This window comes from Actinoallomurus vinaceus (assembly GCF_039542055.1).
GTDB lineage: Bacteria > Actinomycetota > Actinomycetes > Streptosporangiales > Streptosporangiaceae > Actinoallomurus > Actinoallomurus vinaceus.
The window spans coordinates 141,786-168,241 of record NZ_BAABHK010000020.1; the positions used below are offsets into that span (position 1 = coordinate 141,786).

Below are 26,456 nucleotides of genomic sequence, written 5' to 3' on the forward strand. Positions count from 1 at the left end.
TTCCCTTCCCGCCCCTGATGACCCCGCATTCATTCGCGTTCATTCCGCACCTGCCCGTGCGCACATGTGAAAGGCACGCTATGGAACCCCCCACCACCGGCACGCCGGTGACCCCGATGATCCGCGCCAGCGAGTTGTCCAAACGGTACGGGCGCAGGCAGGCCGTCCGGGAACTCAGCTTCACGGTGGAGACCGGTCAGGTCTGCGCGCTGCTCGGCCCGAACGGCGCCGGCAAGACCTCGACGATCCGGATGCTGGTCGGACTGTCGGCCCCGGACGCCGGCACCGCGAGCATCCTCGGCGAACCGGTCGGGCTCGGCGCGAGCGAGCTGAGCCGCGTCGGTGTCCTCATCGACGGCCCCGCGTTCGTCCCGCACATGACCGGCATGGCCAACCTGAAGCTGCTGTGGTCGGCGACCCGGCGGTCGTGGCCGCCGCCGGAGCTGGACGACGCGCTGGAACTCGCCGGGCTCGGCGCGGCGATCGACCGCAGGGTCAAGGGCTACTCGATGGGCATGAAGATGCGGCTGATGCTGGCGCAGGCGCTGATGCGCGCACCGCAGGTGCTGCTGCTGGACGAGCCGGCGAACGGTCTGGACCCCGCCGAGGTCCGGGCTCTTCGCGACCGGCTTGCCGCGTTCGCCCGGGGCGGTGCGGCAGTGCTGGTGTCCAGCCACCAGCTGGCCGAGGTGCAGCAGCTGGCGACCCACGCGGTCGTGATGAACAACGGCGCCCTGGTCACCGCCGGTCCGCTGACGGATCTGCTGGGCGGTGCGGACTCCTACCGCATCGAGGTCGACGACAACGATCGTGCGATCGCCGTGCTGCGGGCCATCCCCGGCGTCGCCACCGTGACCGCGCAGGGGGACGGCCTCGAGGTCACCGCGCCGGATCTGCAGTCCCGGGACCTGGTCTCCGCGCTGGTCACGGCGGGTGTCGGTGTCACATCGGTGAACCAGGCGAGCCGCTCCCTGGAGGAAGCGTTCCTGACCATGACGGAAGGAGGCAGCGAGCATGCTGCGCATTGAGGTAACGACCCAACTGCTCCGGCTCCGCACGCCCCTCGCGTTGGCCTTCCTGGCCGCTGTGCCCGTGTTGTCGGCGCTGTCGACGGCCCCCCACGCGGGACACCGTGATGGCGCTCAGGGCGGGCTCTATGGTGCGTCTCCGTTCTCGGCCCTCAACCTCACCATGGCGTGTTTGGACTTCATGGCGAACCTGCTGATGCCTGTGGTGATCGCGATGCTGGCGTGCGCGATCGGCTCCTCCGACCGCGACTGGGGGATTCTGCGCTACCTCTACATCGCGCCGGTCAGCCGGTCGCGGCTCCTCGTCGGGAAACTCGGCGCCCTCCTCATCGTCGCCGTCGCCACCACCCTCTGCGTCGTGGCGGCCGGGTTGATCGCGGGTCTCGCGTGGTTCGGCTGGCACCCGTTCCACATCATCGGCGCGCCCGTGCTGAGCACCGGCGACGCGGTCGGCCGGGTGATGGCCGCGTGCGGTTACATCACGCTGTGCCTGCTGAGCATCGCCGCGATCGCGTTCGCCCTCGCGCTGCTGCTTCCGCGCGGAGCCGAGGCCGTCGGCGCCTCCATCGCCTTCGTGATCGCGGCCAACATCCTCAACGGCCAGTCCGCCCTGCATTTCATCGCCGTCCTGCTGCCGGTCCACTACTGGCAGGACTGGACGCGGCTGTTCGCGGCCAAGGAGCCGGCCCATCTCGGGACTGGGATCCTGGCGCAGGTCGCCGCCATCGCCGTGGCCACCGCGGTCGCCATCCTCATCCTGCGGCGCCGCGATCCAGCAGCGTGATCCCACGCCGTTCGGACCGAGCCGCCCCTCGCGTCTCCGGGTGATTGTGTAGACCTGCCGGGATCAGATTCCGGATGTCGCGCTGGTCGGCGTGGATTGGTCCAGGCCACGGAGGGTGATCTGGAGGAGACGTTCGATCGCCGCGAGGTCGTGCAGGCTGGTGGTGGTGGACCACCCATCAACGCTTCTGGATGGCCACCAGCACGGGCTACGAGGGCTAGGGTCGACGACCGTGATCGAGCCCTCATACCTGGACACCACCCGGTCGGCGTACGACGCCGTCGCCACCCTTTACGCCGAACTCTTCCGCGACTCGACCGACGGCCATCCGCTGGACCGTGCCCTGGTCACCGCGTTCGCCGAGCTCGTACGAGCCGCGGACGGCGGGCCGGTCGCCGACCTCGGATGCGGGCCCGGCGGCGTGACGGCGCGCCTGGCCGGCCTCGGCCTGACCGCCTTCGGCGTCGACGCGTCGCCGGCGATGATCGAGCTGGCCCGCGAGGCGTACCCGCAGCTGCGGTTCGACGAGGGTTCGATGCTCGCGCTCGACATCGAGGACGCCGCGCTGGGCGGCGTGCTCAGCTGGTACTCCATCATCCACACGCCGCCGGAGGAGCTGCCGGTGATCTTCGAGGAGTTCGCCCGGGTGCTGGCCCCCGGCGGTCACCTGCTCCTCGGCTTCTTCACGACCGACGGCGACTCGCCGCACCCGGCCGAGCCGTTCGACCACAAGGTCTCCCTCGCCTACCGGCTCTCCATCGACCACGTCGCGGACCTGGCCCGGAAGGCCGGGCTCGTCGAGCTCGCGCGGCTGCGCCGCGAGCCCGGCGAGAACGAGAGGTTCCTGCACGGCCGCCTCCTCGCCCGCAAACCGACGGAGCCATAGGCCCGGTCGCGGTACCCGACCGGTCGCGGCGCCCGATGGAACCGTAGGCCCGGTCGCGGCGCCCGGCGGGATCAGCAGGTCGACGACGGCTGGACCGGGTGCCGGCGGAGGACGTCACGGGCCTGGGCCCGGGAGAGATTGAACCGGCTCCACGAGTCGCCGCGCCGGAGGGATCCCTCCAGGTGGCGCAGGACGCAGGAGCGCTGCGGCTCGGGGAGCCGGTCGAGGGCGGGGACCGCGTCGGCGGACAGACCGGCCAGATAGGCCAGGTCGGCGCTGCCGGTGTGCCGGAAGCGGTCCACGTTGTGGGCGGCGATGAACCCGTCCGGGTTGAGCAGTCCCAGGGCCAGCAGGCCGACGGCACCGGCGGCGGCCACCGCGCGGGGCAGCCAGGCCGCCTTGAGGCGGATGCCGGCGACGGCGACCAGGACGATGACCAGGCCCATCCACAGCTCGAAGGCGTGCACCCACAGCCGGAGCCTCGTCCAGCCGTACGCCTCCTCGTAGAGGAACAGCCGGCGCAGCGCGACGGCGACGACCACAAGCGTCAGCCCGCACAGCAGGCCGAGCAGCGAACGGACGGTGACGCGGTCCGCCCGGCTCCGCACCGGGGCGTACCGGACCGCGACGGCGACGACGACGAGGACGAGCCCGGTCACGACCAGCAGCTGCCAGAAGCCCCGCCGCGCGTACTCCGCGTAGGACAGGCCGGTCGAGCGCAGCAGCCGGTCCCGGTTCGAGGCCAGCAGGACGTCGGCCTGGATCGCGACGAAGCCGAGGAACAGCAGGTCGAGCGCGACGATCGGGATGGCCCACGGCGTACGGCCGATGTGCGAGGCGACGGGAGGCCGCGCGAAACGCGGCGGCGCCACGGTCAGGAACGCTCCGGTCAGGACGACGATGGCACCCGCGCCGAACACCAGGATCCGGACGATCAGCGACCCGATGCCGACGTCGGGGAGCAGCCCGGCGACGGCCCGGCCGAACGCGGCGTCCGCCGTGACGAACAGCGCGCCGAACACCACGAGGAGCACGGCGGCGAGGACCACCGAGCCGACCACCGCCCCGGACGGCCGGCGTCTGGACGTCGCGACCGCGACCAGGCCGCGGCCCGCCCACGGCACCGAACGCGGGGCGGCCGGCGCGAACGCGAGTCCCCCGCCGACCAGGTCGATCCAGGATCGTCCCCCGTACACGGCGTACGACCCGAGCGGGACGGCCAGCGCGATCGCCAGGGCGACGACCCACCCCGCGTCGACGAGGGCGGGCAGCGCCGACAGCGCCAGCGTCAGCGTCGCGAACACGATCGACGTGCGGTTCCGGCGGGCGGCCGGAGCGAGGGCGACGATCTCGGCCACCACGACGAGCGGCACGTTCAGCCCCGGACGCCCGGGGAACAGCACGGCGGCGAGCACTCCGGCCACCGCCGCGCGGACCAGCAGCGCGGGCGACGCCGGCCGCACCGGCCGGCGCCACTCCTTGATCAGCAGTGGGTCCCTCCGCGGGAGACGCACCGGCCCGGCCGGGACGGGCCGGCCTGTCGCCGGTGCGGCCGCCGCCGAGGGTGGCGCCCACGCGCGCCGGCCGGGGTCGGGGGAGTTCGGGCGGGGGTGCGACGGAGGCTCGGTCATGACGATCCCTGGGGAGGTTGCGGAAGGACGACGCGGATGAGGCAGCCGCGAGGGGAGTCGGCGACGGCGATCTCACCGTCGTGCAGGTCGACCACCCAGCGGGCGATGGCGAGACCGAGGCCGGTGCCGCCGCCGGAGGTCCCGACCTGTGAGGCGGAGCCTCGGGAGAAGCGTTCGAAGACCTGCGCGCGGTCGGCGACGGGGATGCCCGGACCCTCGTCCCGCACCTCGAGGCGGAGTGTCTGGGCCGGCATCGTCGCGGTGACGGTCACGGCGCCACCGGGCGGGCTGTGCCGGGCCGCGTTGTCGAGGAGGTTGGCGACGACCTGGTGCAACCGGTCCCGGTCGGCGCGGACGACCAGCCCCGGCTCGGCCCGCACCGTGAACACCGGGCCCGGATGACCCACCCGGGCCTCCCCGGCGACGGCCTCCAGGAAGGGACCGATCTCGAAGCTCGTCAGGTCCAGCGCGACCGCGCCCGCCTCGACGCGGGACAGGTCGAGCAACTGCGTGACCAGGCGGCCCAGGCGTTCGGTCTGCGCCAGGGCGCCTTCGAGCACCTCCGGCTCGGCCGGGGTGACCCCGTCCGCGACGTTCTCCAGGATCGCTCGCAGCGCGGCGATGGGCGTGCGCAGCTCGTGTGACACGTTGGCGACGAAGTCGCGGCGCTGGCGGTCGACCTCGGCGAGGTCGTCGGCCATCCGGTTGAAGGCCCTGCCGAGCTCCCCGACCTCGTCCCGCGACGTCACGCGGACCCGGCGGCGGTAGTCACCGCGTGCCATCGCCCGGGCGACGGCCGTCATCTCGCGCAACGGCGCCGTCATGCCGTGCGCGAGGATCTGGGTGATCACGACGGAGATCAGCAGCGCGGCCGGCAGCGTGACCCGGCCGCGGAAGCCCAGGCCGTACCCCCACACCATCATCAGCCCGCCGACGCAGGCGTTGCAGACGGCCAGCACCCCGAGCTTGATCTTGATGGACCGCATCGGGTCGAGGGGGCGCGGCAGCGCCGTCCACAGCCTGTGCATGACGCTCACGAACCGGCCTCCAGCGCGTACCCGACGCTGTGGACGGTACGGATGAGGTCCGCGCCGAGCTTGCGGCGCAGCGCCTTGATGTGGCTGTCCACCACGCGCGTTCCCGCGCCGTCGGCCCAGTCCCACACCTGCTCCAGCAGGACCGCCCTGGTCAGCACCGCGCCCGGCGTACGGGCGAGGCAGTCGAGCAGGTCGTACTCGGTGGGCGTCAGGTGCACGGGAGCCCCGTCGACGGCGACCCTGCGGGCCGCCCGGTCGATCTCCAGCGGGCCGAGCCGCAGCACGTCGCGGGCGGGAGCGGCGGCCAGCGCGGCGGCGTGCTCGACCCGCCGCAGCAGAGCACGGACGCGAGCCGTCAGCTCGCGCATGCTGAACGGCTTGGTCAGGTAGTCGTCGGCCCCCACCCCCAGCCCGACGAGCAGATCGGTCTCGTCGTCGCGGGCGGTCAGCATCAGCACGGGGACCGGCCGCTCCGCCTGAATCCGGCGGCAGACCTCCAGTCCGTCGAAACCGGGCAGCATGAGGTCGAGGACGACCAGATCAGGCCGGTACTCCACGAACGCCGCCACGGCGCCGGGTCCGTCGGCCACCGTTCGCACCTCGAAGCCTTCGGCCGCCAGCCGGTCGGCGACCGCCTGCGCGATGGCGGGCTCATCCTCGACGACAAGGATCCGTTGCATGGCGGCGAGCCTAGGAGCCGTGCGCGGAGATCCCACGGACGATCTGTGCGGAATCTGTGAAGATCTCGGCCGCGGCTCGCCGGCGCCGCGCGGGGACGAGCCACCGGGACGAACCACCCGGACGAGCTGCGGGGGCGAGCGGTCGGGACGAACCGCCGGAACGAGCTACCAGGACGAGCCGCGGGCCGAGCCACCGGAGCAAGCCGCCCGGACTAGCCGCCGGAACGAGCCGCCTCCGGCTACACCGGGGCGTGCCCATACTCGGCGACGAACGACGTGAGGTCGGGAACGCCGAAGGTCTCGCACATCGACCTGAATCGCGCGACCTTGTCCGCGCCGAACCGCCGGACCCGGGCGGCGTAGGAGCCGGCCGTGACGAAGGTCGGCGGGTCGGTCTTGCTGTGGAACTTGTCGGCGTACATGACGAGCTCCTCCTCGAGAGTCACCGCCACGTAGTCGGCGACCGGCAAGGGGAGTTCCTGGCTCCGGACGTCGTCGCGGGTGATGCCCACCCCGGTGTGGCAGGAGCAGAAGCGGCAGAGGACGTCGGGGAACCCTTCGTCTTTCAGCAGCTCGTAGCCGAGTATCCCGTGCCGGATGTAGCCCGCCTCATCGATGCGCCCGTCGCCGTCGTACAGGCGATAGACCCCGATGTCGTGCAGCAGGGCGCCGACCCGTACGAGATCCGCGTCGACGTCCAGGCCACCGTCGGTCAGCAGTCGTTCCGCGATCCCGCAGACGATCTCGCAGTGCGTGTGAACGAGGTCGAACGCCGCGGGTGTGGGCGCGTACCTCTCGTGCAGCGCGCGGATCTCTTCGTCCGTCGGGAGGAGCATGCCGGGAGTCTAACGACGCCGCCCTCACCGCCCGTTTCCGCAGGCAGACGGGCTTCCTGGAGCAGGCGGGAGGGCCGATGGTGAACCTGGTGCCACCCGAAGTCGGATGACCGCATTACTGATCTTCGCTCCCGGAACGACGACGCTGATCCCATGCCCGATCGAGCCGGGCACGGAAGGAGATCAGCCCATGGCCACCAGCGCGGCACCCGTCGAGCGGTGCCTGACCGGCACCCCGTGGGCGGTCCGGCTCGGCCGGGCCGCCACGGAGCGGCCCGCGCTGGAGGTGTACGACGCGGAGACGCTGGTCGACGTCGTCGTGCGTACCTCGGTGGCGCCGGAGATCCTGCGGGGCGCCCGGCGCGGCGTCTCCCGCGGACGCCCGTGCGCCGTCGCCTGGGGCCGGCTGCCGGCCGATGCGACTCTCCCGGTGGTGGTCTTCACCGGCGGCCGATGGGCCGGCCGGACGCACCGCGCCGAGGTGATCGCGGTCGGCGGGTTCTGCTGGCTGGCCGTCGCGTACGGGCGGTTCACCACCGTCGCCGTCGAGCATCGCGGTACCCCGTGCGGGCGCCTGCGCATCCGGAGCGGCCGCCGGTCGTGACGGTCGCCGCCGACACGGAACGCGCCGACGAACGATCCCTTCCCCCCTTTCCGGCCGCCCCCGGCCAGACTCCCATCACGTCAAGACAGAAGGCACCAGGCCGTGAACACCTCACAGATCCACTCCGGCACGAAACGGCACGTCACGATCGTGTCGGCGAGCGTCGGCGCCGGGCACGACGGCGCGGCGAGCGAGCTGGCGCGACGGCTCCGCGAAGCCGGATTCACCGTCGACCGGCACGACTTCCTCGACCTGCTCCCGGCCTCGCTCGGACGCCTGCTGCGGCAGTCGTACGCGCTGCAACTGCGGGCCGCCCCGGAGAGCTGGGAACGGCTGTTCACCGCACTGGACCGGCGGCGGAACCTCGCGGCGGCGGTGCGCGCCCTCAGCGGCCTGGCCGCACGCCGCCTCGCCCGTACGGCGGCGGACTCCGACGTCGTCGTCTCGACCTACCCCCTCGCCAGCCAGGCGCTGGGCCGGTTGCGGCGGCGCGGCGCGCTGCGGGTACCGGTCGTCACGTACCTCACCGACCTGTCCGTGCACCCCCTGTGGATAGCCGACGGGGTCGACGCCCACCTGGCGCTGCACGCGACGACGGCGGCGCAGGCGCGACGGCTCGGCGCGGCCGACGTCCGGGTGTGCGCGCCCGCCGTACGACCCGGGTTCCGGCCGCCGTCGTCCGTCCTCGAGCGGCAGGTGGCGCGCCTGCACTTCGGTCTGCCGGACGATGACCGCCTGGCCCTGGTCGTCGCGGGGTCGTGGGGGGCCGGGGACGTCGCGGCCACCGTACGGGACGTGGCCGCGTCCGGGCTGGTCACGCCGGTCGTCGTGTGCGGGCGCAACACGGCGCTGCGCGAGGAGCTCGCCGGCTCGGGCGTCGGCGTGCCCCTGGGCTGGGTCGACGACATGCCGGCGCTGATGCGCGCCTGTGACGTCGTGGTCCAGAACGCCGGCGGCCTCTCCTCCCTCGAGGCGCTGGCCTCCGGCCTGCCCGTCCTCAGCTACCGCTGCCTCCCGGGGCACGGCAGGACGAACGCGGCCGCCCTGGAGGAGGCCGGCTGGGCCCCGTGGGCGCGCCGGCCGGACGAGCTGCCCGAGGCGTTGTTCGCGGCGTTGACCGGACCACGCATGATGGGATCACCCGGGACCACCGATCCCGCCGCGATCGTCGCCGCCCTGGCGGCCGGGCGGAGCGGCGCGGTGACCGGCAGGGACGCCGCGGTGACCGAACGGCCCGCGTCGAAGGAGCTCACCGAGACGATGGAAGCGACCCGATGAACACCACACGTCTCGCCGCGACCGCGGCGGGTGTCCTCGCCGCCGCGCACGCCGCACCGGCCCTCACCTCGATCGGGCCGCTGCGCAGGCGGCTGTTCCCTGGGCTGTCCGGCGTCGGCGAGCCCGGTCATGTGGCGCTCACGTTCGACGACGGTCCGGACCCGCGCTCGACGCCGGCGTTCCTGGCCGTCCTGCGGGAGTACGAGGTCAAGGCCACCTTCTTCCTGCTCGGCCGGATGCTCGAGGCCGCACCGGACCTGGGGAGGGAGCTCGTCGAGGCCGGGCACGAGATCGCCGTCCACGGATGGGAGCACCGCTGCATGCTGCTGCGCGGGCCCGCGGCGACGTACGACGACCTGGCCAGGGCGATGGAGTCCATCGTCACGGTCACGGGGACGGTGCCGCGCTGGTACCGGCCTCCGTACGGGGTGCTGAGCTCCTCGGCGTTGCGGGCGGCGCGCCGGCTGGACCTCACGCCGGTGCTCTGGACGAACTGGGGCCGGGACTGGACGCGCACGGCCACCCCGGCCTCCGTCCTCGCGACCGTCACGCGCGAACTCGACGGCGGAGGGACCGTGCTCCTCCACGACTCGGACTGCACCTCGGCCCCTGACTCATGGCGCAGGACGCTCGGCGCGCTCCCCTCTCTCCTCGACGAGGTGCGGAACCGCGGCCTGTCGATCGGCCCACTCCGCGAGCACGCCACCGGTCGATGAGGGGACCGGCCGTGGCCTGAGCTCCTCGGCCGCAGAGACGCCACGACGGGAAGAATCGCGCCACCGCACAACACCTCAGGGCCGCCGAAGCGTGTATCGCATGGAAACTCCAACGATGGAGGTGCGATGACCTTCGAGGAATTCGCGGTCGCGAAGCTGCCGGCGCTGCTGAGGTTCGCGGCGGTGCTGACCGGCGACCGTGCCCTCGCCGAGGACGCCGTTCAGGAGGTGCTGATCCGCGCGCATGAACGTTGGAACAAGATCGGCGGCTTGGACCGGCCGGAACTGTACGTCCGCAAGATGGTGGTGAACGAGTTCCTGTCATGGCGCCGCCGCTCCTGGCGTCTCGTCCCGGCGGGGCGCGGCACCGACATGGACGACCGCGCCAGCCCCGACCACGCCTCCGGCCTCGCGGAACGCGACGCGCTCCTCGCCGAGATCGGCAAGTTGCCGGGCCGACAGCGGGCGGTGCTCGCCCTGCGCTACTACGAGGGCCTCTCCGACGCCGAGATCGCCGAGGTGGTCGGCTGCAAGCCGGGCACCGTCCGCGGATACGCGTCTCGCGCGCTCGCCAGGCTCCGCGTGGAGCTGACGACGGAGTCACCGCCGGATTCCCGGGTTCATCGAGAGGGCATGCGGATCGAGGGAGCGATCAAATGAGGACGGAAGACGACCTGCGCGCGGCACTCACCACCCTCGAACGCCACACACCCGACGCCGACACGGTGCTGCGCGCCGTCCGCTCGGCGGGTGGGCGTCGTCGCGGCCGGAGGCCCGCGCTGCGCTGGTGGGCGTCCGGCTTGACCACGGCCGGCGCGCTCGCCGCCGCGGCCGCCGTGTTCGCGATGAGCGCCACCCCGGCAGGGCCCCCGCCGAGCGTGTTCCGCATGCCGGACGGAACCGAAGGCACGGCGAACAGCGACGTGGGTGCCGCCAGGCAGGTACTGCTCGCGGCCGCCAAGACGGCCGCCCGCTCGCCGCTGACCACCGGCCGTCACTGGAAGAAGTCCACGATCACCGGGAACTTCGTCCAGGTGGGGCCCTCCGACGACCGATACCTGATCATGGACCAGAGCCGCAACGAGTCGTGGACGGCACGCTCGTCCGACGACGTCATGGTGTTCACGCAGTCGCTGGGGGCGCAGCTCGCCTCGACCAGGGACCGGGCGGCCTGGCGCCGTGACGGCTCCCCGACGGCGTGGGCGAGCGCCGGCGCGTCCGGGCTCGCGGGCCCACAGGGATTCACCGAGGGCGGGAACCGGGTCACCACCGCGCCCGGCGAACGACACATGGCGTTCGGCGAGAAGGGTCCCGGCGGCCGGCCCTTCTCTGTGGGCGGTCACAGCATGTCCCTCAAGGAACTGCAGGCGCTCCCCGCCGATCCGGCCCGGCTCGAGAAGCTGTTCCTCGACTCCCCGCTGTACAAGCACAGGGAGGACGGTGACGCCGCGTCGTACCTCATCGAGCAGGTCCCCGAGGTGCTCGCCATGCCGGTGACACGTCAGGTACGGTCGGCGCTCTACCGGATGCTCGCCGGCGTTTCCGGCGTACGCAGCCTGGGGCGGGTACGGGACGTCGCCGGTCACGAAGGCGTCGCGATCGCGGTGACCGAGGCGCACCAGAAGTGCGGCGACCGGACGAAGGCCGACACGGACGCGGATCCGTCCTGGATCTACTCGACGTGCACCGTCGAGCAGCGACTCGTCATCAACCCGGCGACCGGTCTGCCGGTCGCGCAGGAACTGCGGTACACGAAGCTGCCCGCCGGTCCCAAGTGGTCGGCGCCGGGCGGACTGTTCTCCTACGAGATCTTCGAGTACGCCGGCTGGACCAACGCGAGTGCGCCCGGATCCCAGGGCTGACGCGGCCGATCGGCCGGCCCCCGCCGTGATCACGGCGGGGGCCGGCCGTGCCCGGCGATCGCGTACGGCCTACCCGGCCGGCGTCAGGGCGAGGACCCGCGCCACGGCGTCGGCGGTGCCGGAATGCGCGGCGACGAGGGCGCCCACCGGACCGGGATCGCCGGGAACGCCCCCGGCGCGCCGCCATCCGGCGTCGCGGCCGAGGAGTCCGGCCACGGCGTCGCACGCCGCCGGATGGCGGGCCACGAGCTCGGCGACCGCCCGCGCTGACGCCGGGACCGAAGCCGCCGCCGGGTCCCGCTGACTCGGTGCCGCGGACCACGGAGGCACCCAGGCGTCGACGGCGGGCAAGGTGGCGGGGAACGCGCGGCCCGCCTCCCGTACGAGCACCGGCACCAGTTCGGGCGCCTGAGCCCGCAGCGTGGTGATCAGCTTGGGGAGCCAGGGGAGAAGCACCGGGTCCGGCAGCCGGGCGAACGCCTTGGACATCATCTCGACCACGACCGGCGCCAGCGACGGGGCGGGCTCGAGCGCCTGGACGAACCCGCTCAGGTAGAGCGGGATCGACGGGACGACGAGCGGGTTGGCCAGCAGCGCGTCGTACCGTGCGCGCAGCTCGGCGAGCGGCAGCACCCCGAGCTGCGACTGCGCCGCCCACAGCAGCGCGACCTTGGCGGGCGCCTCCGGATGCGACTGCTTCACGGCGAGTTCGAGCTGAGAGTGGTCACAGCCGAGCGACAGCGCGAGGCTCTCCATCCCGAACAGGAACCCGAGCATCGCCGCCACCTGGCGGACGCCGGTGTCGTCGTCCACGAAGGCGGCCGGCAGCAGCGTGCAGTAGTGCGCGTATCCGGCGGTGACGAAGCGTTCGCACCACTCCGGCAGCGCGGGCTCCGTGGCACGGAAGTGGGCCAGCAGCCCGCGGATGCGGCGCAGCACCTCCGGGGCGTCGTCCACCGTGCGCTCGCCGGCGAGGAGCTCGACCGCCCGATGCCCCAGGTCGTCGGCGACCCGCCGGCCGCGCAGGTGGAGGAGGGCGTCTTCCACGGCCGTCAGCGCGACCGCGGCCGTCGCCTTCGGGTCCGCGACCGCTCGGCGCAGCCGCTGCTCCAGCACCTGCTCGACGGTGACGCCTTCGTACCCGAGCTCGACGATCGACCGCTGGTCACGGCCGATCGCCAGGTCCCAGCTCTCCTGGATCGGGCGTTCGCCGAGCCGGCGCGTGCCCATGATGGGGCGGACCGTGCCCTCCGGCAGCAGGCGGCGCAGCACCCAGAGGAGGTCGGAACAGGGCCGCAGGTCCGGGTTCGCGTCGAGGTCGAGCAGGGCCCGCTGGATCGTGCGCTTGGTGAGGTCGAGCCCGAGCGGCTCCAGCCGGTCGAACACGTCGCGGGCCAGCGGCGGGAGCGACTCGTAGCCGACCTGCCCGATACGGTCGCCGCCGAGCAGGATCTCGCACAGGCGCCGCACGTCGCGGCGTCCCGGCACGACGTCCTTCTCGATGCAGGTGACCGCCGCGTCCTGGAAGTCGTACGGGGTGGGCCGCCCCCGCCCGCGCAGACCCGCCAGCAGGATCGACGTCTCGAACACCGCGATCGCGTCGGCCGTGCTCGCGAGGTAGCCGTTGCGGCGGGCGAGGCGGACGATGTCGACGCACCAGCCGAGGAGCTCGTCCTCGTCGAGACCGTCCAGGGCGGGCGGCCGGGCCAGGAACCCGGACAGCCGGTCGGCCACCGGCTCGCCCGGATCGGCCGCCGGGCGGGCGCGGGCGGCCTTCGGCGGCTTCGACTCGCCCTTCTGGCCCTTGAGCCGGAACGGCGTGACGCCGCCGCGTTTGAGCGCCTTCGCCCAGGTCGCCGCGGCGACCGACACCGACCCGGGGGCCAGCCCGAACTGCGCCTCGATCGCGGAGTGGCTCGAGGGGATCAGGCCGTACTGCCAGCGGGTCGCCGTGCGGGGGCTGATCTCGTACGGCGCCTCCGCGCGCAGCCCGAACTGCTCGACCCGGCTGGCCGCGTGGAAGGCGCCGCAGACGTACAGGCAACGTGCCGGGTCGGCGCCGGACGTGGCGAGGTGCTCGCGCATGCGCGTCCACATGTAGCGCTCGCGGTCCTCGTCACGGTCGTTGCGCGCGTCGTGGTCGGGGCGGAGCCTCCGGAAGAGACTGCCGATCATGACCATGACCTGCCGGTAGGTGTCGTAGTCGGCGCCGGTCAGCGGCTGCTCGACGTACTGGTCCCACCACTCGGACCAGTGCCGCACCTTGCCGTGGTGCAGCAGGTACGCCTCGAGCTCGGCGAAGCGCGGCCGCAGATCGCCGATCTCGATGCCGACCGCGTCGCCGTGCAGGGCCGCGCCCTCCCGGTCGTCCTGTGCCTCGTCGCCTGCGGGCTCGGCAGGCGTGCGCGGCTCCCACTGGAAGACGTGGTCGGTGGACCGGTCGACCAGGACGAGCTCGACGCCGGGAGTGTCGAGCGCGTACGCGATGGCCTGGTACTCCGCCGACGCCTCGGTGATGGGCGCCACGACGCTGAGCGGCGCCCAGGCCACCGGGAAGTCGTCGAGCTCCGTCGCGAACGACTGCAGCGCGACCGGCAGTCGGCAGTTGCGCAGTTCGTCGAGGAGCGGCCGCAGGTCCTCGCACAGCTCGAGGTAGATGACCGTGGGCAGCTTCTCGCGCAGCCTGCGCGCCATCGCCAGGGCCGAGGCGGGCGAGTGATGGCAGACCGGGAAGATCTCCAGCTCCTCGCGCAGCGCCCGATCGACGTCGTCGACCATGCCGGCCAGCATCTCGGGCACCGCGCTCGCGCCACCGCCCCCGGCGAACGCGACGGCCGCGTCGAGCAGCCGCTCCCGCAGCGCCCCGAACGGTCCCGCGAGGGTCGGCTCCCTCCCGAGAGGGTCGCCGGCTTCCCCGCGTGCGGCTTCGGCCGGCGTCGCTTCGCCGACGAGAGGGTCCCCGGCTTCGGGTGCGGCTTCGGACAGGGTCGGCTCGGTCATGAGAGCGTGTCCAGGGCCTGGCGGCCGCCGTCGAGGAAGGCCTGCCAGGGCGCGCCGTCGTCCTGCTTGCTGCGCGGCTCGATCACCCCGTGCCAGAACTTGTTGAGGATCGCCAGGTCCTCCGGGCTGCGGCGGGCGAGCGAGCCGACCAGCGAGCTCGCGAGCGTCTCCGCGTGGAGCGAACGGTCGCCGAAGAACTGGCTGTGCAGGATGGCGTCCTCCAGGACGCCGATCTGCTCTGCCGTGGACAGCGCCGACTCCAGCTTCTCGTCGTCGCTGGTGGCCGAGGCCGCCGCGGCGCGCAGGTCGGCGAAGCTCTGCAGCAGGATGTCCAGCAGCGCCGGCGGCACGTCCAGGTCGATGCGGTGCCGGCGCAGCAGCTCCGTCGTACGGAAGCGGACGATCTCCGCCTCGCTGCGCTTGCTCGTCACCACCGGGATGCGGACGAAGTTGAACCGCCGCTTCAGCGCGGACGACAGGTCGTTCACGCCCCGGTCACGGCTGTTGGCCGTGGCGATGATCGAGAATCCCGGATTGGCGAAGACGATGTTGTCGTCGTCGAGCTCGGGGATCGAGACGTACTTCTCGGACAGGATGGAGATCAGCGCGTCCTGGACGTCGCTCGTCGACCGGGTCAGCTCCTCGAACCGCCCGATCACCCCCTGCTCCATCGCCGTCATGATCGGCGACGGGATCATCGACTCGCGGGACTGCCCCTTGGCGATCACCATGGAGACGTTCCACGAGTACTTGATGTGGTCCTCGGTGGTGCCGGCCGTCCCCTGCACGACCAGCGTCGAGTTACGGCAGATGGCCGCCGACAGCAGCTCGGCGAGCCAGCTCTTGCCGGTGCCGGGATCGCCGATCAGCAGCAGGCCACGGTCGGAGGCGAGCGTGACGATGCTCCGCTCGACGAAGCTCCGGTCGCCGAACCACTTCTGCGGGATCTCCCGGTCGAGCCCGTCCGACCGCTCGGAGCCCAGGATGAACAGGCGGACCATGCGGGGGCTCAGCCGCCAGGAGAACGGCTTGGGCCCGTCGTCGACGGACTCCAGCCAGTCGAGCTCCTCGGCGTACTTGACCTCGGCCGGGGCGCGCAGCATCTCATCGGTCATCGTTCGTACTCCTAGTCCAGGAAGTTCTTCAGTTCGAAGACGAGCTTGCGGATGTGTCCTGAGATCACAGGCGTACCGAGGGTCTTGAAGCGCTGGCGGAACCAGGGGTTCACGCTCTGGTGCCCGGAGCTGTTCACCGAGCCGACCGGGATGAACTTCACCCCGGAGCGGTGCACCGCCTGGATGCCGTCGAACAGCGGCTGCGACCGGTCGAACTCGTAGAAGTCGGAGATCCACACCATCACGGTGTTGCGCGGATCGGTGATCTTCGGTTGGGCCATGGCCATGGCGACGGGCCCGTCGTTGCCGCCGCCGAGCTTCGTGCGCAGCAGCACCTCGAACGGGTCGTGCACCCAGGGCGTCAGGTCGAGCGCCCGCGTGTCGTACGCGATCAGGTGGACGTCGACCTTGGGCAGGCCTGCGAAGATCGACGCGAGGATCGTGCAGTTCACCATCGAGTCGACCATCGACCCGGACTGGTCGACGACCACGATCAGGCGGGCGGGCGTGGTGCGTTCGGCCGTCTGCCGGTAGAAGAGCCGGTCGACGTACAGCCGCTCCTCCTCCGGGTCCCAGTTGGTGAGGTTCTTCCAGATGGTGCGGTCGAGGTCGAGGTTGCGGAACACCCGCTTCGGCGGCACCGACCGGTCGATCGTGCCCGCGCTGGTCTGCGCGACCTGGGTGCGCAGCACTTCGGCGACCTCGTCGACGTAGCGGCGGATCAGCGCCTTGGCGTTGGCCAGCGCCAATCCCGAGAGGTTCGCCTTGTCGCGCAGCAGCTGCTCGATGAGCGACATGCTCGGCGTCAGCTGGCGGGCCAGCGCGGGATCGGCCAGCACCTCGCGCAGCCGCATCCGGCCGACGAGGTCGCCCTCGAGCCCCGACAGCACGCCGGCCAGCTCGCCCGCACCCTCGTCGCCGCACGCCCGCTTGAGCCATCCGGCGTCCCGTTGCCAGTCGGCCAGCTGCGTCGCGGTCACGCTGCCGGATCCGGTCGACAGCACGTTGAGCAGCAGCTTTGATACGAGCGCTGCCCGGCGTACCCGCTGATCGTCGTCGCCGGGGGCCATCAGGCCCGCCAGTTCGTCCTCCAGATCGGGGAAGCGCTGGACTAGGTTGTCCACCGACACGGAGGGGTCGAGCAGGGCCAGCGGCAGTCCGATGTCCTCGACGATCGCCACGCTCGCGGCCTCCAGCGCGGGCTGCTCCTCGTGGTCGAACATCCGCGCCAGGAGCCGCCAGTAGAGGACCTGCCGCCGATTCTCCTCGGCAGTGCCGGAGTCGCTCGGTGCCGCGTCGGGGGTGTGCCCGCTCGTCGCCGGGTCAGCGGCGTGACCGCTCTGTTCCGCGTCAGCGGCGTAATCGCTCGGTGCCGCGTCGGGGGTGTGCTCGCTCATTTCCGCAGCAGCCTTCCCGCCCGCTCACGCAGCACGGCGACCGCGTCACCGGCTCTGGCCTCGGCCTTGACGACCTTCGGATCCGTCGGGCCGAGCGCCCAGTCGCCGGTGTGCGCCTCCACGGGCTTGCGCTTGACCGTCGCCTGCACCGCGAGCGGCTGCAGCAGCCATCGGCCGCCGTCCCAGCGGAGCAGGCCGATGCACGCCGACGACGCGGCCACCAGCTCGGGCGTCAGCGGGCCGCAGCCCGGCAGCCGGTCCAGGTCGACGGTCAGGGTCTTCCCGTCCAGGTCGAGCGCGTCGCCGTCCACGGCGTACCCCTCCAGCAGGACGGGCTCCGCGATGCGTACGGGATGCCGGTCGAGGGGAGGTGCGGCCGGCTCGAGCGCGTCCGCGAGCCGGAGCCGGGCCGTCGCGAACGGCTCGGCCGGCTCCCCGAGAGTGGCCTGGTCGTCCCGCCACAGCAGGTCGCCGCCCGCCGTGCCGGGCACGTCCGCGAGCTCCACGCTCCGGTGCTCGGCCAGCGCCTTCAACAGCACCGGATGCCCGTCCAGCAGCCGCCACAACGCCGGGCCGACGATCGTGTCGACCTTCGCGGCGGCGACGCTCGTCCGTACGAGCCGGGGCGAGGAACCGTCGGCGGGCTCGAGGATCGCGTGCATTTGGATCTGAACGGCGGTGCCGTGCTCGTGCACGTCGACGCCGAGCGGCAGGAGCCGTCCCGACACCACGCTGCCCGGCTCTGCCGCACTCTGGGCGCCCGGCTGCGACAGCAGCAGGGCACGCGCCCACAGGTCGGCCCAGCGCCGGGCGGGCACCCGCTCCATCGTCGCGACCGGACAGGAGGCGCGCAGCTCCGCGGCCAGGCCGTCGAGCAGCACCGCGAGCCGCCGCCGGCCGGGCTCGGCGAGCAGAGCGGAGATGGCCTGGTCGGAGGCCGACACCAGGTCGTGGTCGACTCCCCGCCACCCGGCGATGGCCACTTCCTGCAGCCAGGACCGGCTCGCCGCGAGCGGGCCGTCGGCCGCCGACGCGGACGGCGTCCCCTCCCACGACGCCCTGGTCCGCCCGAGCGCCGTGTCGATACGGTCGAGCTGCGCGTCGTGCACCGCCCCGACCAGCGCCGTACGGGCACCCGCGAGCACCGCCAGCTGCTCGTCTCCGATCGAACCCGCCGTGACCTTCTCGACGGCCTCGCTTGTCGCCGGGCCGAGCGGAGTCTCGCCCAGTGCCCCGGCCACGGCCGCGAGGTGCCCGACGTGCTGCTCATCCAGCCGCGCGAAGCCGTGTACGAGAGCCGCGTCGAACCCGGCCACCAGATCCAGGGTCTCCTCGACCCCCGGCACCGCCCCGTCGAGCAGGGCCGCCAACTGCACACCGAGCATCAGCGCACCGCCCCCATCGCCGGGAACCACTGCAGCTCACCGATGGGCTCCGTGGTGTCCGCGAGCTCCAGGTAGGCCAGGTGCCGCAGGAAGCGGCTGAACACCACGGCGGCCGGCGCGGGCTCCGGCGAACCGTCCAGCCGGCTCATCAGGTCCTCGCCCTCGCCCACGTCCACCCGCAGGTACCGGGCGACGCGGTCGAGGCCGTACTGCAGCACCGCCTCGTCGACCAGCGCCCGCAGGTGCTTGCACGGCGCGCCGTGCAGCCCGCCGCAAGGCCGGTTGTTGTTCGTGCCGCAGCTGTAGCCGTGGGTGCGCGCGGCGATCGACGAGACGTAGACGCGGGCGATGTCCGATCCGCTGGACACGACGCCCTGCAGCCGCCCGTCCGCCAACTCGACGAACGGCACCTTCGCCAGCTTCCGCGGCCGGACCGGCGGGACGACCCGCACGACGCTCCGCCGCTCCCACTCGTCCGCGGTCATCACCGGCGCCCTTCCACACGCGCTCGGCACGGCCGATCACGGACCGGCGAACCGCCCCAGAACAGGCTCGGGGACTGCGCGGACCGCCTCACCGCCCGACCCGTACGCGCGCCTTCGCGCCGGCCGGAGACAGGGTTCGACATGGGGGAAGCCTCTCTTCTCGGGGACCCGCGAGGAGAGCATGACCGACCCCGGTGACATTTCCCGGCACCCCGATGACCGGGTCCGAAAGTGTCGGTGGCAGGTGCGATGATCAGGCCCTTGGCGGCCGATACGCCCGACGAGGCGCGCCCTACGGCTTGGTGAACCGTCCGGGGAGCAGGCACGGATCGTGCTTTCGTCGGTTGGCTCAGTGACGATTCGGCGAGCGAGAGGATTCTCGCGGTGGACGTGACGGCGGTGTCGGAGGCGGTCGCCCTGATGGCGGCCGCCGGCGCGGTGTCGGGAGTGGCGAAGCACACCGCGCTGGGCGTGGTCGCCCGCATCCGGGAACGGGTTCGCGCGGTCTTCGACGCGGACGCGCGGTCGATGGACGCTCTCGAACAGGCCGTCGGGCATCCCTCGGACGAGGAGCGGATCGGCGAGCCGGCCGCGGCACTGACCTGGTACGCCCGACGCGACGAGGGCTTCGCCGCCGAGCTCGCCGGATGGGCCGCCGAGTACGCGCCCGCGGGATCGGTCGTGCAGAACGTCCGCGCCGGTCGCGAGGCCTACACGGCGGGCCGCGACATGACGATCAATCGGCGACGCGACCCGTCGGAGTAGCCGGCGATGGCGACCTACGGGGACGCCGGTACGCCGGGCGACCGCATCCGCCAGGACACCCACGCAGCACCCGACCGATACGGTGCCCGATCCGTCACAAAGGACGCCACACCGAAAGAACCAGCGAGGCGCCTCCGGCCGGCCGCATCAAGCGCTGACGAGATCCTCGAGGGCGGAAGCGGTCTCGCTCGCTACATCGCGCCCTTTCCGCAGTTCGTCAAGCAGCGCCTGGCCGATGCCCTTGGTCGCAACATCTTCTTCGGATACGACCGTTCCAGAGCGGACCTTCCCGTCGATCGCCAGCACGCCCATGACCGGCCGGCCTCGGAAGACAGCATCCAAGGCATCGAGCAACTCAGCCCCCGACGCGGACATGAGCATCTCGGCCTCGTCGGCGGAGACATGGGCGTACACCCAGACGTTCCCCTCCATGACATGGCCGTCGACACAGTCGAAGACAAAGAACTTGCCTCGCTGTCGCACGATGCCGCACGTCGGGAAGTTGTAGCGATCGAACTCCACTACCGCCTCAGCATCTTCGGAGGGAAGCCAAGGTGGTGTACCAATCGTGATCTCGATCAGATCGTTCACAGATGCCCCTCCTTCCACTTACATTCGGCACCCTTCAAGCATGCCTTGAACGCGCGTATCTCATCCTCTGTCCAGGCCACGTTGCCGTCTAGATTTGCAACGGAAACGTGATCAGAGTTCAGTGCTGTCGGCGTATGCCATACCTGGAATCCTGCCGCACGTAAGCTACCCGCAGTGATGTACCGAACACCATCACCTGCGGTGGCGTGCTGCTTCCTCCGGTTCACCGACCTCGCAGCCTCGTCAAGCGTCACCTTCCCCCGGATGAACGAGAGTTCATCTTGGCCGTATGCGGGACAACACTTGAACGGCTCGTTATTGATCAGTTGGACGAGGCTTCCGTACTGACTGAGCCACTCATCATCCTCGATCTCATCAGCTTGAGCGATGTCGCCTCCCCCAGTCGACTGCCAGCCTGACTATATGGCGACGCGAGAGGTCAGCGCTATGTAATTAGAGGATAACTTTGCGGCATGGCCACTTGCGGACCAAGAACCCAGCCCTGGTCGGCTGGCCAAGAAAACGCTCTTGCATACAAAACCCTGCAGGTCAGGAAAATTTCGTATATCCGGAATTTAGTATTTAGTATGGCCGGAAAGTACATGCAGTAGGGCGATCAGGGTCGGCCCGCTGACGATCTGCCGTGCTCCCGCCCATGTGGGGCGGTTGTGGTCGTCAACGCTCCTTCGGCAGGAACGAGGATCTTGAGTCCAAGCCCGAAACCCAGCACGTCATTTAGGACTATGGCCCTCTCCAGGAGGGCATCGACTTCGCATCCGGTGGCGGTCCCCAGGCCGCATCAGCTCGGGACCATGATGAGCGTCGTGTTCCCGAGGCGTACGCGGTCGCCCTTTTCCAGCCGGAAGGTCGCTCGCAGTCGGCCGTTGACACGGACACCGCGCAGGGAACCCATGTCCTCGACCCGCCAGCCGGTCTCGTCAGGAACGACCAAGGCGTGCACCGGGCTGGCGTCCTCGTCGTAGAGCACCAGATCGCAGTCGGAACGCGTGCCGATGACGAAACGGTCGTAGAAGACGGACGTCACCCCGGCGAGTCGTACGGCTATCGCGGGCATCTGCTCATTCAACACACGTCCGCATCACCGAGGTGGCCGGTGCGGGCAGGCGTCTGATGCTGACCACGTGCGTGCCGATCACCTCGCATCGGGTGTTCCGACGGCGGCAAGCGCGGTCAGCGAGCGGCTGATGGCCTCCCGGACGGCAGGGTCGGCGATGAGCCCGTCCTGCCCGACATGATTCCGAGAGAGGGGGATGCGAGCGCAGGCCGCCTCGACGATCAGTGATCCGGCGTAGCCCAGGACGGTACGCAGTGAGTCATGCGCGCCGGCTCCCCCTGTCGGGGCCGCGGAGGAGGAGACATTGAGCCAGGCCACCGGCTTCCCGTACATCTCACCGCCCCCGATCGTCCAGTCGAGCAGGTTCTTGAACGACCCGGGGAGCGCTCCGGCGTACTCGGGCGTGCACAACAGCAGCGCGTCCGCCGCACCGATCGCCTCCCGCAGCCCGGCCACCGCAGGTGGCAGCGGGTCGTGGTCGTCGTCGGGATTGAAGTGCGGCAGGTCGCCCATCCCAGCGAAGGATCGGATGGTCATCGCGGGCGGCGCCACGACGCCGGCGGTGCGCAGGGCGGCGGAGTTCGTCGATCCAGCGCGCAGGCTGCCGGACACGGTGAGCACGGTGGTCATTACCGGCCCAACCGGACCCGCATCGGCGGCATTCCGCGCGCCACACTCGCGGATTCCACGTAGCGGTGTCGAAGCCCAGTCTCCCAGCGGCGCACCGGGCCGGCGTCCTCGTTGAAGAGCACCGGATCGCGGTCGATCGACCCGACCTGGGGTGCGCCCAAGTGGCTCGTCCAGCGGGCGCGGACTAGGTTGATCGCGACCTGTCCGCCCTCCGGAAGGAACCCGGCGCATTGGCGTCCATCCGCCACGAGATCGTGATCGACGCACCTCCTGAGCACATCTGGGACGTGCTGCGGGACGTCGGCGCCGTCCACGAGCGCCTCCTGCCCGGCCGGGTGGCCGACACCCGACTCGAAGGTGATCAGCGGTTCCTCACCTTCCCTGACGGACACGTGATCCGCGAGCTGATCGTCGCCATCGACGACGACACGCGCCGCCTGGCCTACTCCGTCGTCGAGGGCGCGCGCCCGGCCACCGAGCACCACCACGCCTCATTCGAAGTCCGCTCCGAGGGCGACCGGGCGGGTCGGCTGATCTGGACCACCGACGTGCTGCCGCATGCGCTCGAGACCGCGATCCGGATTCGGATCGAACGCGGCGCGGTGGAGATGAAGCAGGCGATCGAGGCGGCAGCGCGCGGCTGAACCGTCGAGGCGGACGTAGGCAGCCCTGTCGGACCGCGTTCGACTGTCGGGCTAGAAGTAGCTGTAGCCGAAGCTCCAGCCCAGTGCTTCGATCGCCTCGTCGCTCAACTCCGGGTGGCGCTTGCGCATCTGCGTCATCGCCATCTCTGTGGCGGAGTCGAGTGTGTGCGTGCTCCAGTCGATCTCGATGGTCATTATCTCGGAGGAGAGCTCCTTGACGTAGGGCAGCAGCCTCTCAGCCTCGTCACCGAAGATCTCGGCTAGGTGCTCGGGGTCCGCATGCGGAAACGGGCTCCGTCCCACGCTCAGATAGACGATCACAGCGCGACTCCGGACTTCGTCCATGCGAGACAGTGTCGTACTGCCGGAGCGACAGCCGCTACGTACGACGGAGATCGCGGTTCGAGTCGGCGCCGTCGATCTGGCAGCAGGTAACCGCGGTCCGTCCGGGCCACCGATCGCCACAGCCGGAGAGACCCGCGGGGTCATCCCCGCTTCCACCTCGACCACTGATCACCGTGCGCCGTGTGCGGGCCTGGTCCATCCCCGAGTCTGAGCGCCCGCCGGAGGCATGTTGTAAGAGCCCCTGTGACCTGGTGAGCGAGGCGGCCTGCCAATCGCCGGGGGTGACCCGGAGGGCGAACGAAGTGAGTTGACCGACGGCCCTGCGCCCTGGCGTACGGCGACGGCGTTGGGAAAACGATCTGCGACGCAGTACGTTCGGGGCCATGGCCATGGTCTTCGTCGTCATGCTCCTAGTGGCTGTCTTCGTCGTGGCGGTAGGAGCTGTCTGGTGTCTTGTGGCGTGGGCCGCCATGGGGCCGGTTCTACGGGCTGTGCGGGGCGCGGACTTGATCTCGTGGCGCTGGGGGCGGCGGAGCGGAGAGTCTTCTTCTACCTCCGCCTAGCGGCTAAGCCGACGGTGATCGAGGCGGTGCGAGTATCCGATGCTGCGGCGCGGGCCTGACGACGGCGGAGCGGAAGATATACAGCGTGGTCTTCGGATCGTGGGCCGCCCGACCGGCACGGCCGAAGGGACCGGCGCCCGGATCAAGATCGAACTGCCCGACGATGGCCGGCTGGTGATGTGCCGGTGGCCTAATGGCCCGCTAATGGCCCGAACGCCCCCGTCCTTGATCAGGACGGGGGCGTTGTGCTGGTGGAGCCACGGGGATTCGAACCCCGGACTTCCTGCTTGCAAACAACAGATCAAGACCCTTGAAGACGTGAGGAAGGTTCTCACCGACAAGCGTCGTGGTTGCACAAAGCGTCGTGGTCGCCATCCGGCCCATGTTCGCAGCCTAGTGCAGCGCCGGGTTGATCCTTCGGGGGTTCATGCGGCTTTGAGTGGGCTGCTGTCGTAGGTCCAGCGGTAGGGCTTGGCGTCGTGTTCGTCGTGGGCCAAGACGAAGGTCGCGCTCGACGATGCCGGCGAAGGGAACCTCGCGCCGCTGGGGATCTCAGGGTGTAGCCAGCACCACCCTCAAGACGGAAGCCCGCATGATCGAGCGTCAGGGCGGGGCCGGGCAGGATCGTGCCCGTGAACACTACCTCGAACCGCAAGCGCCGTATCAGCGCTGTCGCAATCCTGGGTCTCGCCGCATCAGTGGCCGCGACCGGCACCGGACTCGCCGCCACGACCCCGCCGTCCACCGTGCACGCGACCGCCGCCACAGCTGCCGCCGCGCCCACGCGGTCCTTCCAGGGCACGCTCTCCGCGCCGACCGGCCCCTACGCCGCCGGCGAGGACGTCATCCACCTCACCGACGCGAGCCGTCCCGACCCGTGGGTGCCGTCATCCGGCCCCCGCCAACTGACCGTCACGATGGTCTACCCGGCCGTCCCCGGGACCGGGACTCCGGCCCCTTACATGACCCTCGCCGAGGCAGCCGGATCCATCCAGCACCGGAAGATGCCGGCGAGCTCCGGCGTCACCCCACAGAACCTTTCCAGCGTCACCACTCACGCCTTCGACGGCGCGCGGCCGCGGCGCGGCAAGTATCCGCTGGTGGTCCTCTCACCCGCGTACGAGGACCCGCGCATGGTGCTCACCTCGCTCGCGACCGACCTGGCCAGTCACGGCTACGTCGTCGCGCTCGTCGGCCACACCTACGAGGACAGCGGCGAGACGCTGGCGAACGGCCAGACGCCGCCGTGCGCGATCTGCGATGACCCGGCGCTCGACTTCGACTCCGTCGCCGCCAGCCGTGCGCTGGACGTGTCCTTCGTGATCGACCGGTTGACGCATGGCAATACCGCGTGGCGCCTGGCACACCTCATCGACAAGCACGAGATCGGCATGGCCGGACACTCCCTCGGCGGAGCGGCGGCCGCCGCCACGATGATCGCCGACCCGCGAGTACGGGCCGGAGTGAACATGGACGGCACCTTCCACCCGGCCCCGATGCCCGGCCAGATCAACCGGCCGTTCCTCATGCTGGGTGCGGCCGTCAACCACGCGCCCGGCGGCGACGATTACACCGTGTGGGAGCAGGCCTGGGCCGCCCTCGGCGGCTACAAGAAGTGGCTGACGGTCGCCGGCGCCGACCACTTCAGCTTCAGCGACCTGGACCTGCTTCTGGAGGAGGCCGGGTTCCCGACGCCGCCCCTCTCCCCGGAACGCGGGGTGGTGATCACCCGCGAGTACGTGACAGCGTTCTTCGACCAGACGCTGAAGGGGATCCACAGTCCGCTGCTGGACGGCCCCTCGCCGAACAATCCGGAAGTAGTCTTCCAGTCCTAGTGCAGCGCCGGGTTGATCCTTCGGGGGTTCATGCGGCTTTGAGTGGGCTGCCGTCGTAGGTCCAGCGGTAGGGCTTGGCGTCGTGTTCGTCGTAGGCCAAGACAAAGGTGTCGATGGCCGCGGCCAATTCGTCGCGGGAGGCGAACTGGCCGCGGCGTAGTAGACGTCGGGTCAGGGTGGAGAAGAACAGCTCGACTTGGTTGAGCCGGCTGGCGTGTTTGGGGGTGTGGTGGATGTTGAAGCGGGGACGGGTGGCCAGCCAGGCCTTCGTCTTCTTCGCGAGCGCGCAAGCTCCGTGACCTCTCAGTGGAAGACGTGGATGGATGGCTGGCGAGCAATACAGATGTTCTAAGCACGCGGTCCCTCAAGCTCCTTCACGGCGTCCTTAACCGGTCCGTGAAGAACGCCATGCGGCGGGACAAGGTGAAGCGCAACGTCGTGGACCTCTGCGACGTCCCGGAAGGGCGCGCCGGCCGACCCTCCAAAGCGCTCATGCTCAGCCAGGCCGAAGCGGTCCTGATGGCTGCTCAAGAGGCTCCCATCCGCATGCACGCGTACATCGTGCTCTCTCTGCTCACCGGAGTCCGCACGGAGGAACTGCGGGAACTCTCGTGGTCGCATGTGGTGGCCTTCGACGAGACCAGGTAGGCGTGGATTCCCGTGGTTGAGGCCGGTTGGGATCACGAGCAGTTCGCCATCTACGTCTGGCGCTCCGTGCGCAGGAAAGGCGATACCAAGACCGCTAAGTCCCGCCGCTCCCTTCGACTCGCCGACCGGTGCGTGGAAGTCCTCGCCACGCTGGCAGTACAACAGGACCGCGACAGGGAAGACGGTGCCAAGGACGGCAAGGGTCTGGTGTTCCGCACCTGGAGCGGCAAGCCGCTCAGCGCGGGAAACGTTCGGCGCGACTTCCGGAAGGTGCTCACCAAGGCGCGCCTGGTGGCGGAGGACTGGACGCCCAGGGAGTTGCGGCACAGCTTCGTGTCGCTGCTGTCGGCCCACGACATCCCGATCGAGGACATCTCTCAGCTGGTCGGGCACAGCAACACCGTGGTCACCGAGACCGTCTGCCGGAAGCAGCTCCACCCCGTCATCCAGGAGGGAGCCACCGCCATGAACCACATCTTCCCCGCCGAGCCGAGGGAGGCTTAGTCACCCAGTTAGACACTCACGCCCCGTCTCGCGTCGCCGAGACGGGGCGTTTTGGCTGGTGGAGCCACGGGGATTCGAACCCCGGACTTCCTGCTTGCAAAGCAGGCGCTCTGCCAACTGAGCTATGGCCCC

The 26,456-nt window shown here is 70.9% G+C and carries 26 protein-coding genes and 1 tRNA gene; 13 read left to right on the top strand and 14 right to left on the bottom strand.

The window, feature by feature from the left end; genetic code table 11:
• The first annotated feature begins 80 nt into the window (after nucleotides 1–80).
• The 3 genes from ABEA24_RS45785 to ABEA24_RS45795 all read left to right on the top strand — a co-directional run bounded on the left by ABEA24_RS45785 (nucleotide 81) and on the right by ABEA24_RS45795 (nucleotide 2,698).
• Nucleotides 81–1,028, top strand: coding sequence for an ABC transporter ATP-binding protein (locus tag ABEA24_RS45785; protein ID WP_345440916.1), 948 nt, complete (start codon nucleotides 81–83; stop codon nucleotides 1,026–1,028).
• Nucleotides 1,015–1,812: an ABC transporter permease gene (locus ABEA24_RS45790; protein ID WP_345440919.1), complete on the top strand. Its 798-nt coding sequence runs from the start codon at nucleotides 1,015–1,017 to the stop codon at nucleotides 1,810–1,812. The genes ABEA24_RS45785 and ABEA24_RS45790 overlap by 14 nt, the downstream gene beginning before the upstream one ends.
• A gap of 232 nt (nucleotides 1,813–2,044) precedes the next feature.
• Nucleotides 2,045–2,698 carry a class I SAM-dependent methyltransferase gene (locus ABEA24_RS45795; protein WP_345440921.1) on the top strand — a complete coding sequence of 218 codons (654 nt, stop codon included), beginning with the start codon at nucleotides 2,045–2,047 and terminating at the stop codon, nucleotides 2,696–2,698.
• 71 nt (nucleotides 2,699–2,769) lie between these two features.
• On the opposite strand, the gene ABEA24_RS45800 is transcribed toward ABEA24_RS45795, so the two are convergent.
• From ABEA24_RS45800 to ABEA24_RS45815, 4 genes are all read right to left on the bottom strand, one after another.
• Nucleotides 2,770–4,329 (bottom strand): DUF4153 domain-containing protein, encoded by a 1,560-nt coding sequence (locus ABEA24_RS45800; protein WP_345440923.1) that lies wholly within the window; start codon nucleotides 4,327–4,329, stop codon nucleotides 2,770–2,772.
• Nucleotides 4,326–5,357 (bottom strand): HAMP domain-containing sensor histidine kinase, encoded by a 1,032-nt coding sequence (locus tag ABEA24_RS45805; RefSeq protein ID WP_345441036.1) that lies wholly within the window; start codon nucleotides 5,355–5,357, stop codon nucleotides 4,326–4,328. The genes ABEA24_RS45800 and ABEA24_RS45805 overlap by 4 nt, the downstream gene beginning before the upstream one ends.
• Before the next feature lie 5 nt (nucleotides 5,358–5,362).
• Nucleotides 5,363–6,046, bottom strand: a complete 684-nt coding sequence (locus ABEA24_RS45810; RefSeq protein ID WP_345440926.1) for a response regulator transcription factor — start codon at nucleotides 6,044–6,046, stop codon at nucleotides 5,363–5,365.
• Nucleotides 6,047–6,285: 239 nt separating this feature from the next.
• Entirely contained in the window at nucleotides 6,286–6,882 is a 597-nt protein-coding gene (locus ABEA24_RS45815) for an HD domain-containing protein (protein WP_345440929.1), read from the bottom strand.
• A 190-nt stretch (nucleotides 6,883–7,072) separates the two neighbouring features.
• Between ABEA24_RS45815 and ABEA24_RS45820 the strand changes: the two genes are divergently transcribed.
• From ABEA24_RS45820 to ABEA24_RS45840, 5 genes are all read left to right on the top strand, one after another.
• On the top strand, nucleotides 7,073–7,486 hold the full coding sequence (locus ABEA24_RS45820; protein WP_345440932.1) for a hypothetical protein: 414 nt from the start codon (nucleotides 7,073–7,075) through the stop codon (nucleotides 7,484–7,486).
• Nucleotides 7,487–7,588: 102 nt separating this feature from the next.
• The gene (locus ABEA24_RS45825) at nucleotides 7,589–8,764 is read left to right on the top strand and encodes an MGDG synthase family glycosyltransferase (RefSeq protein ID WP_345440935.1); all 1,176 of its coding nucleotides are present in this window, start codon (nucleotides 7,589–7,591) and stop codon (nucleotides 8,762–8,764) included.
• Nucleotides 8,761–9,480 carry a polysaccharide deacetylase family protein gene (locus tag ABEA24_RS45830; protein ID WP_345440938.1) on the top strand — a complete coding sequence of 240 codons (720 nt, stop codon included), beginning with the start codon at nucleotides 8,761–8,763 and terminating at the stop codon, nucleotides 9,478–9,480. The genes ABEA24_RS45825 and ABEA24_RS45830 overlap by 4 nt, the downstream gene beginning before the upstream one ends.
• 126 nt (nucleotides 9,481–9,606) lie before the next feature.
• The gene (locus ABEA24_RS45835) at nucleotides 9,607–10,140 is read left to right on the top strand and encodes a SigE family RNA polymerase sigma factor (RefSeq protein ID WP_345440941.1); all 534 of its coding nucleotides are present in this window, start codon (nucleotides 9,607–9,609) and stop codon (nucleotides 10,138–10,140) included.
• Entirely contained in the window at nucleotides 10,137–11,342 is a 1,206-nt protein-coding gene (locus ABEA24_RS45840; RefSeq protein ID WP_345440944.1) for a hypothetical protein, read from the top strand. Before ABEA24_RS45835 ends, ABEA24_RS45840 begins: the two co-directional genes overlap by 4 nt.
• A 69-nt stretch (nucleotides 11,343–11,411) precedes the next feature.
• Here ABEA24_RS45840 and ABEA24_RS45845 read toward each other — a convergent pair whose 3' ends face one another.
• The 5 genes from ABEA24_RS45845 to ABEA24_RS45865 are packed head-to-tail and all read right to left on the bottom strand — an operon-like array spanning nucleotide 11,412 to nucleotide 18,724.
• Nucleotides 11,412–14,342, bottom strand: a complete 2,931-nt coding sequence (locus ABEA24_RS45845; RefSeq protein ID WP_345440947.1) for a DUF5682 family protein — start codon at nucleotides 14,340–14,342, stop codon at nucleotides 11,412–11,414.
• Nucleotides 14,339–15,457: an ATP-binding protein gene (locus ABEA24_RS45850; RefSeq protein ID WP_345440950.1), complete on the bottom strand. Its 1,119-nt coding sequence runs from the start codon at nucleotides 15,455–15,457 to the stop codon at nucleotides 14,339–14,341. Before ABEA24_RS45850 ends, ABEA24_RS45845 begins: the two co-directional genes overlap by 4 nt.
• An 11-nt stretch (nucleotides 15,458–15,468) precedes the next feature.
• The gene (locus tag ABEA24_RS45855; protein ID WP_345440952.1) at nucleotides 15,469–16,854 is read right to left on the bottom strand and encodes a vWA domain-containing protein; all 1,386 of its coding nucleotides are present in this window, start codon (nucleotides 16,852–16,854) and stop codon (nucleotides 15,469–15,471) included.
• Nucleotides 16,851–18,239 (bottom strand): hypothetical protein, encoded by a 1,389-nt coding sequence (locus ABEA24_RS45860; protein ID WP_345440954.1) that lies wholly within the window; start codon nucleotides 18,237–18,239, stop codon nucleotides 16,851–16,853. The genes ABEA24_RS45855 and ABEA24_RS45860 overlap by 4 nt, the downstream gene beginning before the upstream one ends.
• Entirely contained in the window at nucleotides 18,239–18,724 is a 486-nt protein-coding gene (locus ABEA24_RS45865) for a hypothetical protein (RefSeq protein ID WP_345440956.1), read from the bottom strand. The genes ABEA24_RS45860 and ABEA24_RS45865 overlap by 1 nt, the downstream gene beginning before the upstream one ends.
• A 384-nt stretch (nucleotides 18,725–19,108) precedes the next feature.
• Between ABEA24_RS45865 and ABEA24_RS45870 the strand changes: the two genes are divergently transcribed.
• The gene (locus ABEA24_RS45870; RefSeq protein ID WP_345440959.1) at nucleotides 19,109–19,489 is read left to right on the top strand and encodes a hypothetical protein; all 381 of its coding nucleotides are present in this window, start codon (nucleotides 19,109–19,111) and stop codon (nucleotides 19,487–19,489) included.
• A gap of 147 nt (nucleotides 19,490–19,636) precedes the next feature.
• On the opposite strand, the gene ABEA24_RS45875 is transcribed toward ABEA24_RS45870, so the two are convergent.
• From ABEA24_RS45875 to ABEA24_RS45885, 3 genes are all read right to left on the bottom strand, one after another.
• On the bottom strand, nucleotides 19,637–20,080 hold the full coding sequence (locus tag ABEA24_RS45875; RefSeq protein WP_345440962.1) for a hypothetical protein: 444 nt from the start codon (nucleotides 20,078–20,080) through the stop codon (nucleotides 19,637–19,639).
• Between the two features lie 799 nt (nucleotides 20,081–20,879).
• Entirely contained in the window at nucleotides 20,880–21,155 is a 276-nt protein-coding gene (locus tag ABEA24_RS45880) for an FHA domain-containing protein (protein ID WP_345440965.1), read from the bottom strand.
• Between the two features lie 78 nt (nucleotides 21,156–21,233).
• Nucleotides 21,234–21,785 (bottom strand): NADPH-dependent FMN reductase, encoded by a 552-nt coding sequence (locus ABEA24_RS45885; protein ID WP_345440968.1) that lies wholly within the window; start codon nucleotides 21,783–21,785, stop codon nucleotides 21,234–21,236.
• A 230-nt stretch (nucleotides 21,786–22,015) separates the two neighbouring features.
• Here ABEA24_RS45885 and ABEA24_RS45890 point away from each other — a divergent pair, with 230 nt between their 5' ends.
• A complete protein-coding gene (locus ABEA24_RS45890) occupies nucleotides 22,016–22,429 on the top strand; it encodes an SRPBCC family protein (protein WP_345440970.1) in 414 nt (137 codons plus the stop codon).
• 51 nt (nucleotides 22,430–22,480) lie between these two features.
• On the opposite strand, the gene ABEA24_RS45895 is transcribed toward ABEA24_RS45890, so the two are convergent.
• On the bottom strand, nucleotides 22,481–22,774 hold the full coding sequence (locus ABEA24_RS45895; protein ID WP_345440972.1) for a hypothetical protein: 294 nt from the start codon (nucleotides 22,772–22,774) through the stop codon (nucleotides 22,481–22,483).
• A gap of 1,195 nt (nucleotides 22,775–23,969) precedes the next feature.
• Between ABEA24_RS45895 and ABEA24_RS45900 the strand changes: the two genes are divergently transcribed.
• From ABEA24_RS45900 to ABEA24_RS45910, 3 genes are all read left to right on the top strand, one after another.
• Nucleotides 23,970–25,172 (top strand): alpha/beta hydrolase family protein, encoded by a 1,203-nt coding sequence (locus ABEA24_RS45900; RefSeq protein WP_345440974.1) that lies wholly within the window; start codon nucleotides 23,970–23,972, stop codon nucleotides 25,170–25,172.
• A gap of 408 nt (nucleotides 25,173–25,580) precedes the next feature.
• A complete protein-coding gene (locus ABEA24_RS45905) occupies nucleotides 25,581–25,820 on the top strand; it encodes a site-specific integrase (RefSeq protein ID WP_345440977.1) in 240 nt (79 codons plus the stop codon).
• Nucleotides 25,821–25,832: 12 nt separating this feature from the next.
• On the top strand, nucleotides 25,833–26,324 hold the full coding sequence (locus ABEA24_RS45910; RefSeq protein ID WP_345440980.1) for a tyrosine-type recombinase/integrase: 492 nt from the start codon (nucleotides 25,833–25,835) through the stop codon (nucleotides 26,322–26,324).
• Nucleotides 26,325–26,380: 56 nt separating this feature from the next.
• On the opposite strand, the gene ABEA24_RS45915 is transcribed toward ABEA24_RS45910, so the two are convergent.
• Nucleotides 26,381–26,456, bottom strand: a tRNA-Ala gene (locus tag ABEA24_RS45915).

Bases quoted from the DNA above. Each gene is read 5' to 3' on its own strand.
- ABEA24_RS45820 (WP_345440932.1), top strand. From the start codon at position 7,073: ATGGCCACCAGCGCGGCACCCGTCGAGCGGTGCCTGACCGGCACCCCG.
- ABEA24_RS45885 (WP_345440968.1), bottom strand. From the start codon at position 21,785: ATGACCACCGTGCTCACCGTGTCCGGCAGCCTGCGCGCTGGATCGACG.
- ABEA24_RS45840 (WP_345440944.1), top strand. From the start codon at position 10,137: ATGAGGACGGAAGACGACCTGCGCGCGGCACTCACCACCCTCGAACGC.
- ABEA24_RS45855 (WP_345440952.1), bottom strand. From the start codon at position 16,854: ATGAGCGAGCACACCCCCGACGCGGCACCGAGCGATTACGCCGCTGAC.
- ABEA24_RS45845 (WP_345440947.1), bottom strand. From the start codon at position 14,342: ATGACCGAGCCGACCCTGTCCGAAGCCGCACCCGAAGCCGGGGACCCT.
- ABEA24_RS45835 (WP_345440941.1), top strand. From the start codon at position 9,607: ATGACCTTCGAGGAATTCGCGGTCGCGAAGCTGCCGGCGCTGCTGAGG.
- ABEA24_RS45905 (WP_345440977.1), top strand. From the start codon at position 25,581: ATGCGGCGGGACAAGGTGAAGCGCAACGTCGTGGACCTCTGCGACGTC.
- ABEA24_RS45860 (WP_345440954.1), bottom strand. From the start codon at position 18,239: ATGCTCGGTGTGCAGTTGGCGGCCCTGCTCGACGGGGCGGTGCCGGGG.
- ABEA24_RS45850 (WP_345440950.1), bottom strand. From the start codon at position 15,457: ATGACCGATGAGATGCTGCGCGCCCCGGCCGAGGTCAAGTACGCCGAG.
- ABEA24_RS45895 (WP_345440972.1), bottom strand. From the start codon at position 22,774: ATGGACGAAGTCCGGAGTCGCGCTGTGATCGTCTATCTGAGCGTGGGA.
- ABEA24_RS45785 (WP_345440916.1), top strand. From the start codon at position 81: ATGGAACCCCCCACCACCGGCACGCCGGTGACCCCGATGATCCGCGCC.
- ABEA24_RS45880 (WP_345440965.1), bottom strand. From the start codon at position 21,155: ATGCCCGCGATAGCCGTACGACTCGCCGGGGTGACGTCCGTCTTCTAC.
- ABEA24_RS45800 (WP_345440923.1), bottom strand. From the start codon at position 4,329: ATGACCGAGCCTCCGTCGCACCCCCGCCCGAACTCCCCCGACCCCGGC.
- ABEA24_RS45790 (WP_345440919.1), top strand. From the start codon at position 1,015: ATGCTGCGCATTGAGGTAACGACCCAACTGCTCCGGCTCCGCACGCCC.
- ABEA24_RS45815 (WP_345440929.1), bottom strand. From the start codon at position 6,882: ATGCTCCTCCCGACGGACGAAGAGATCCGCGCGCTGCACGAGAGGTAC.
- ABEA24_RS45865 (WP_345440956.1), bottom strand. From the start codon at position 18,724: ATGACCGCGGACGAGTGGGAGCGGCGGAGCGTCGTGCGGGTCGTCCCG.
- ABEA24_RS45805 (WP_345441036.1), bottom strand. From the start codon at position 5,357: ATGCACAGGCTGTGGACGGCGCTGCCGCGCCCCCTCGACCCGATGCGG.
- ABEA24_RS45830 (WP_345440938.1), top strand. From the start codon at position 8,761: ATGAACACCACACGTCTCGCCGCGACCGCGGCGGGTGTCCTCGCCGCC.
- ABEA24_RS45810 (WP_345440926.1), bottom strand. From the start codon at position 6,046: ATGCAACGGATCCTTGTCGTCGAGGATGAGCCCGCCATCGCGCAGGCG.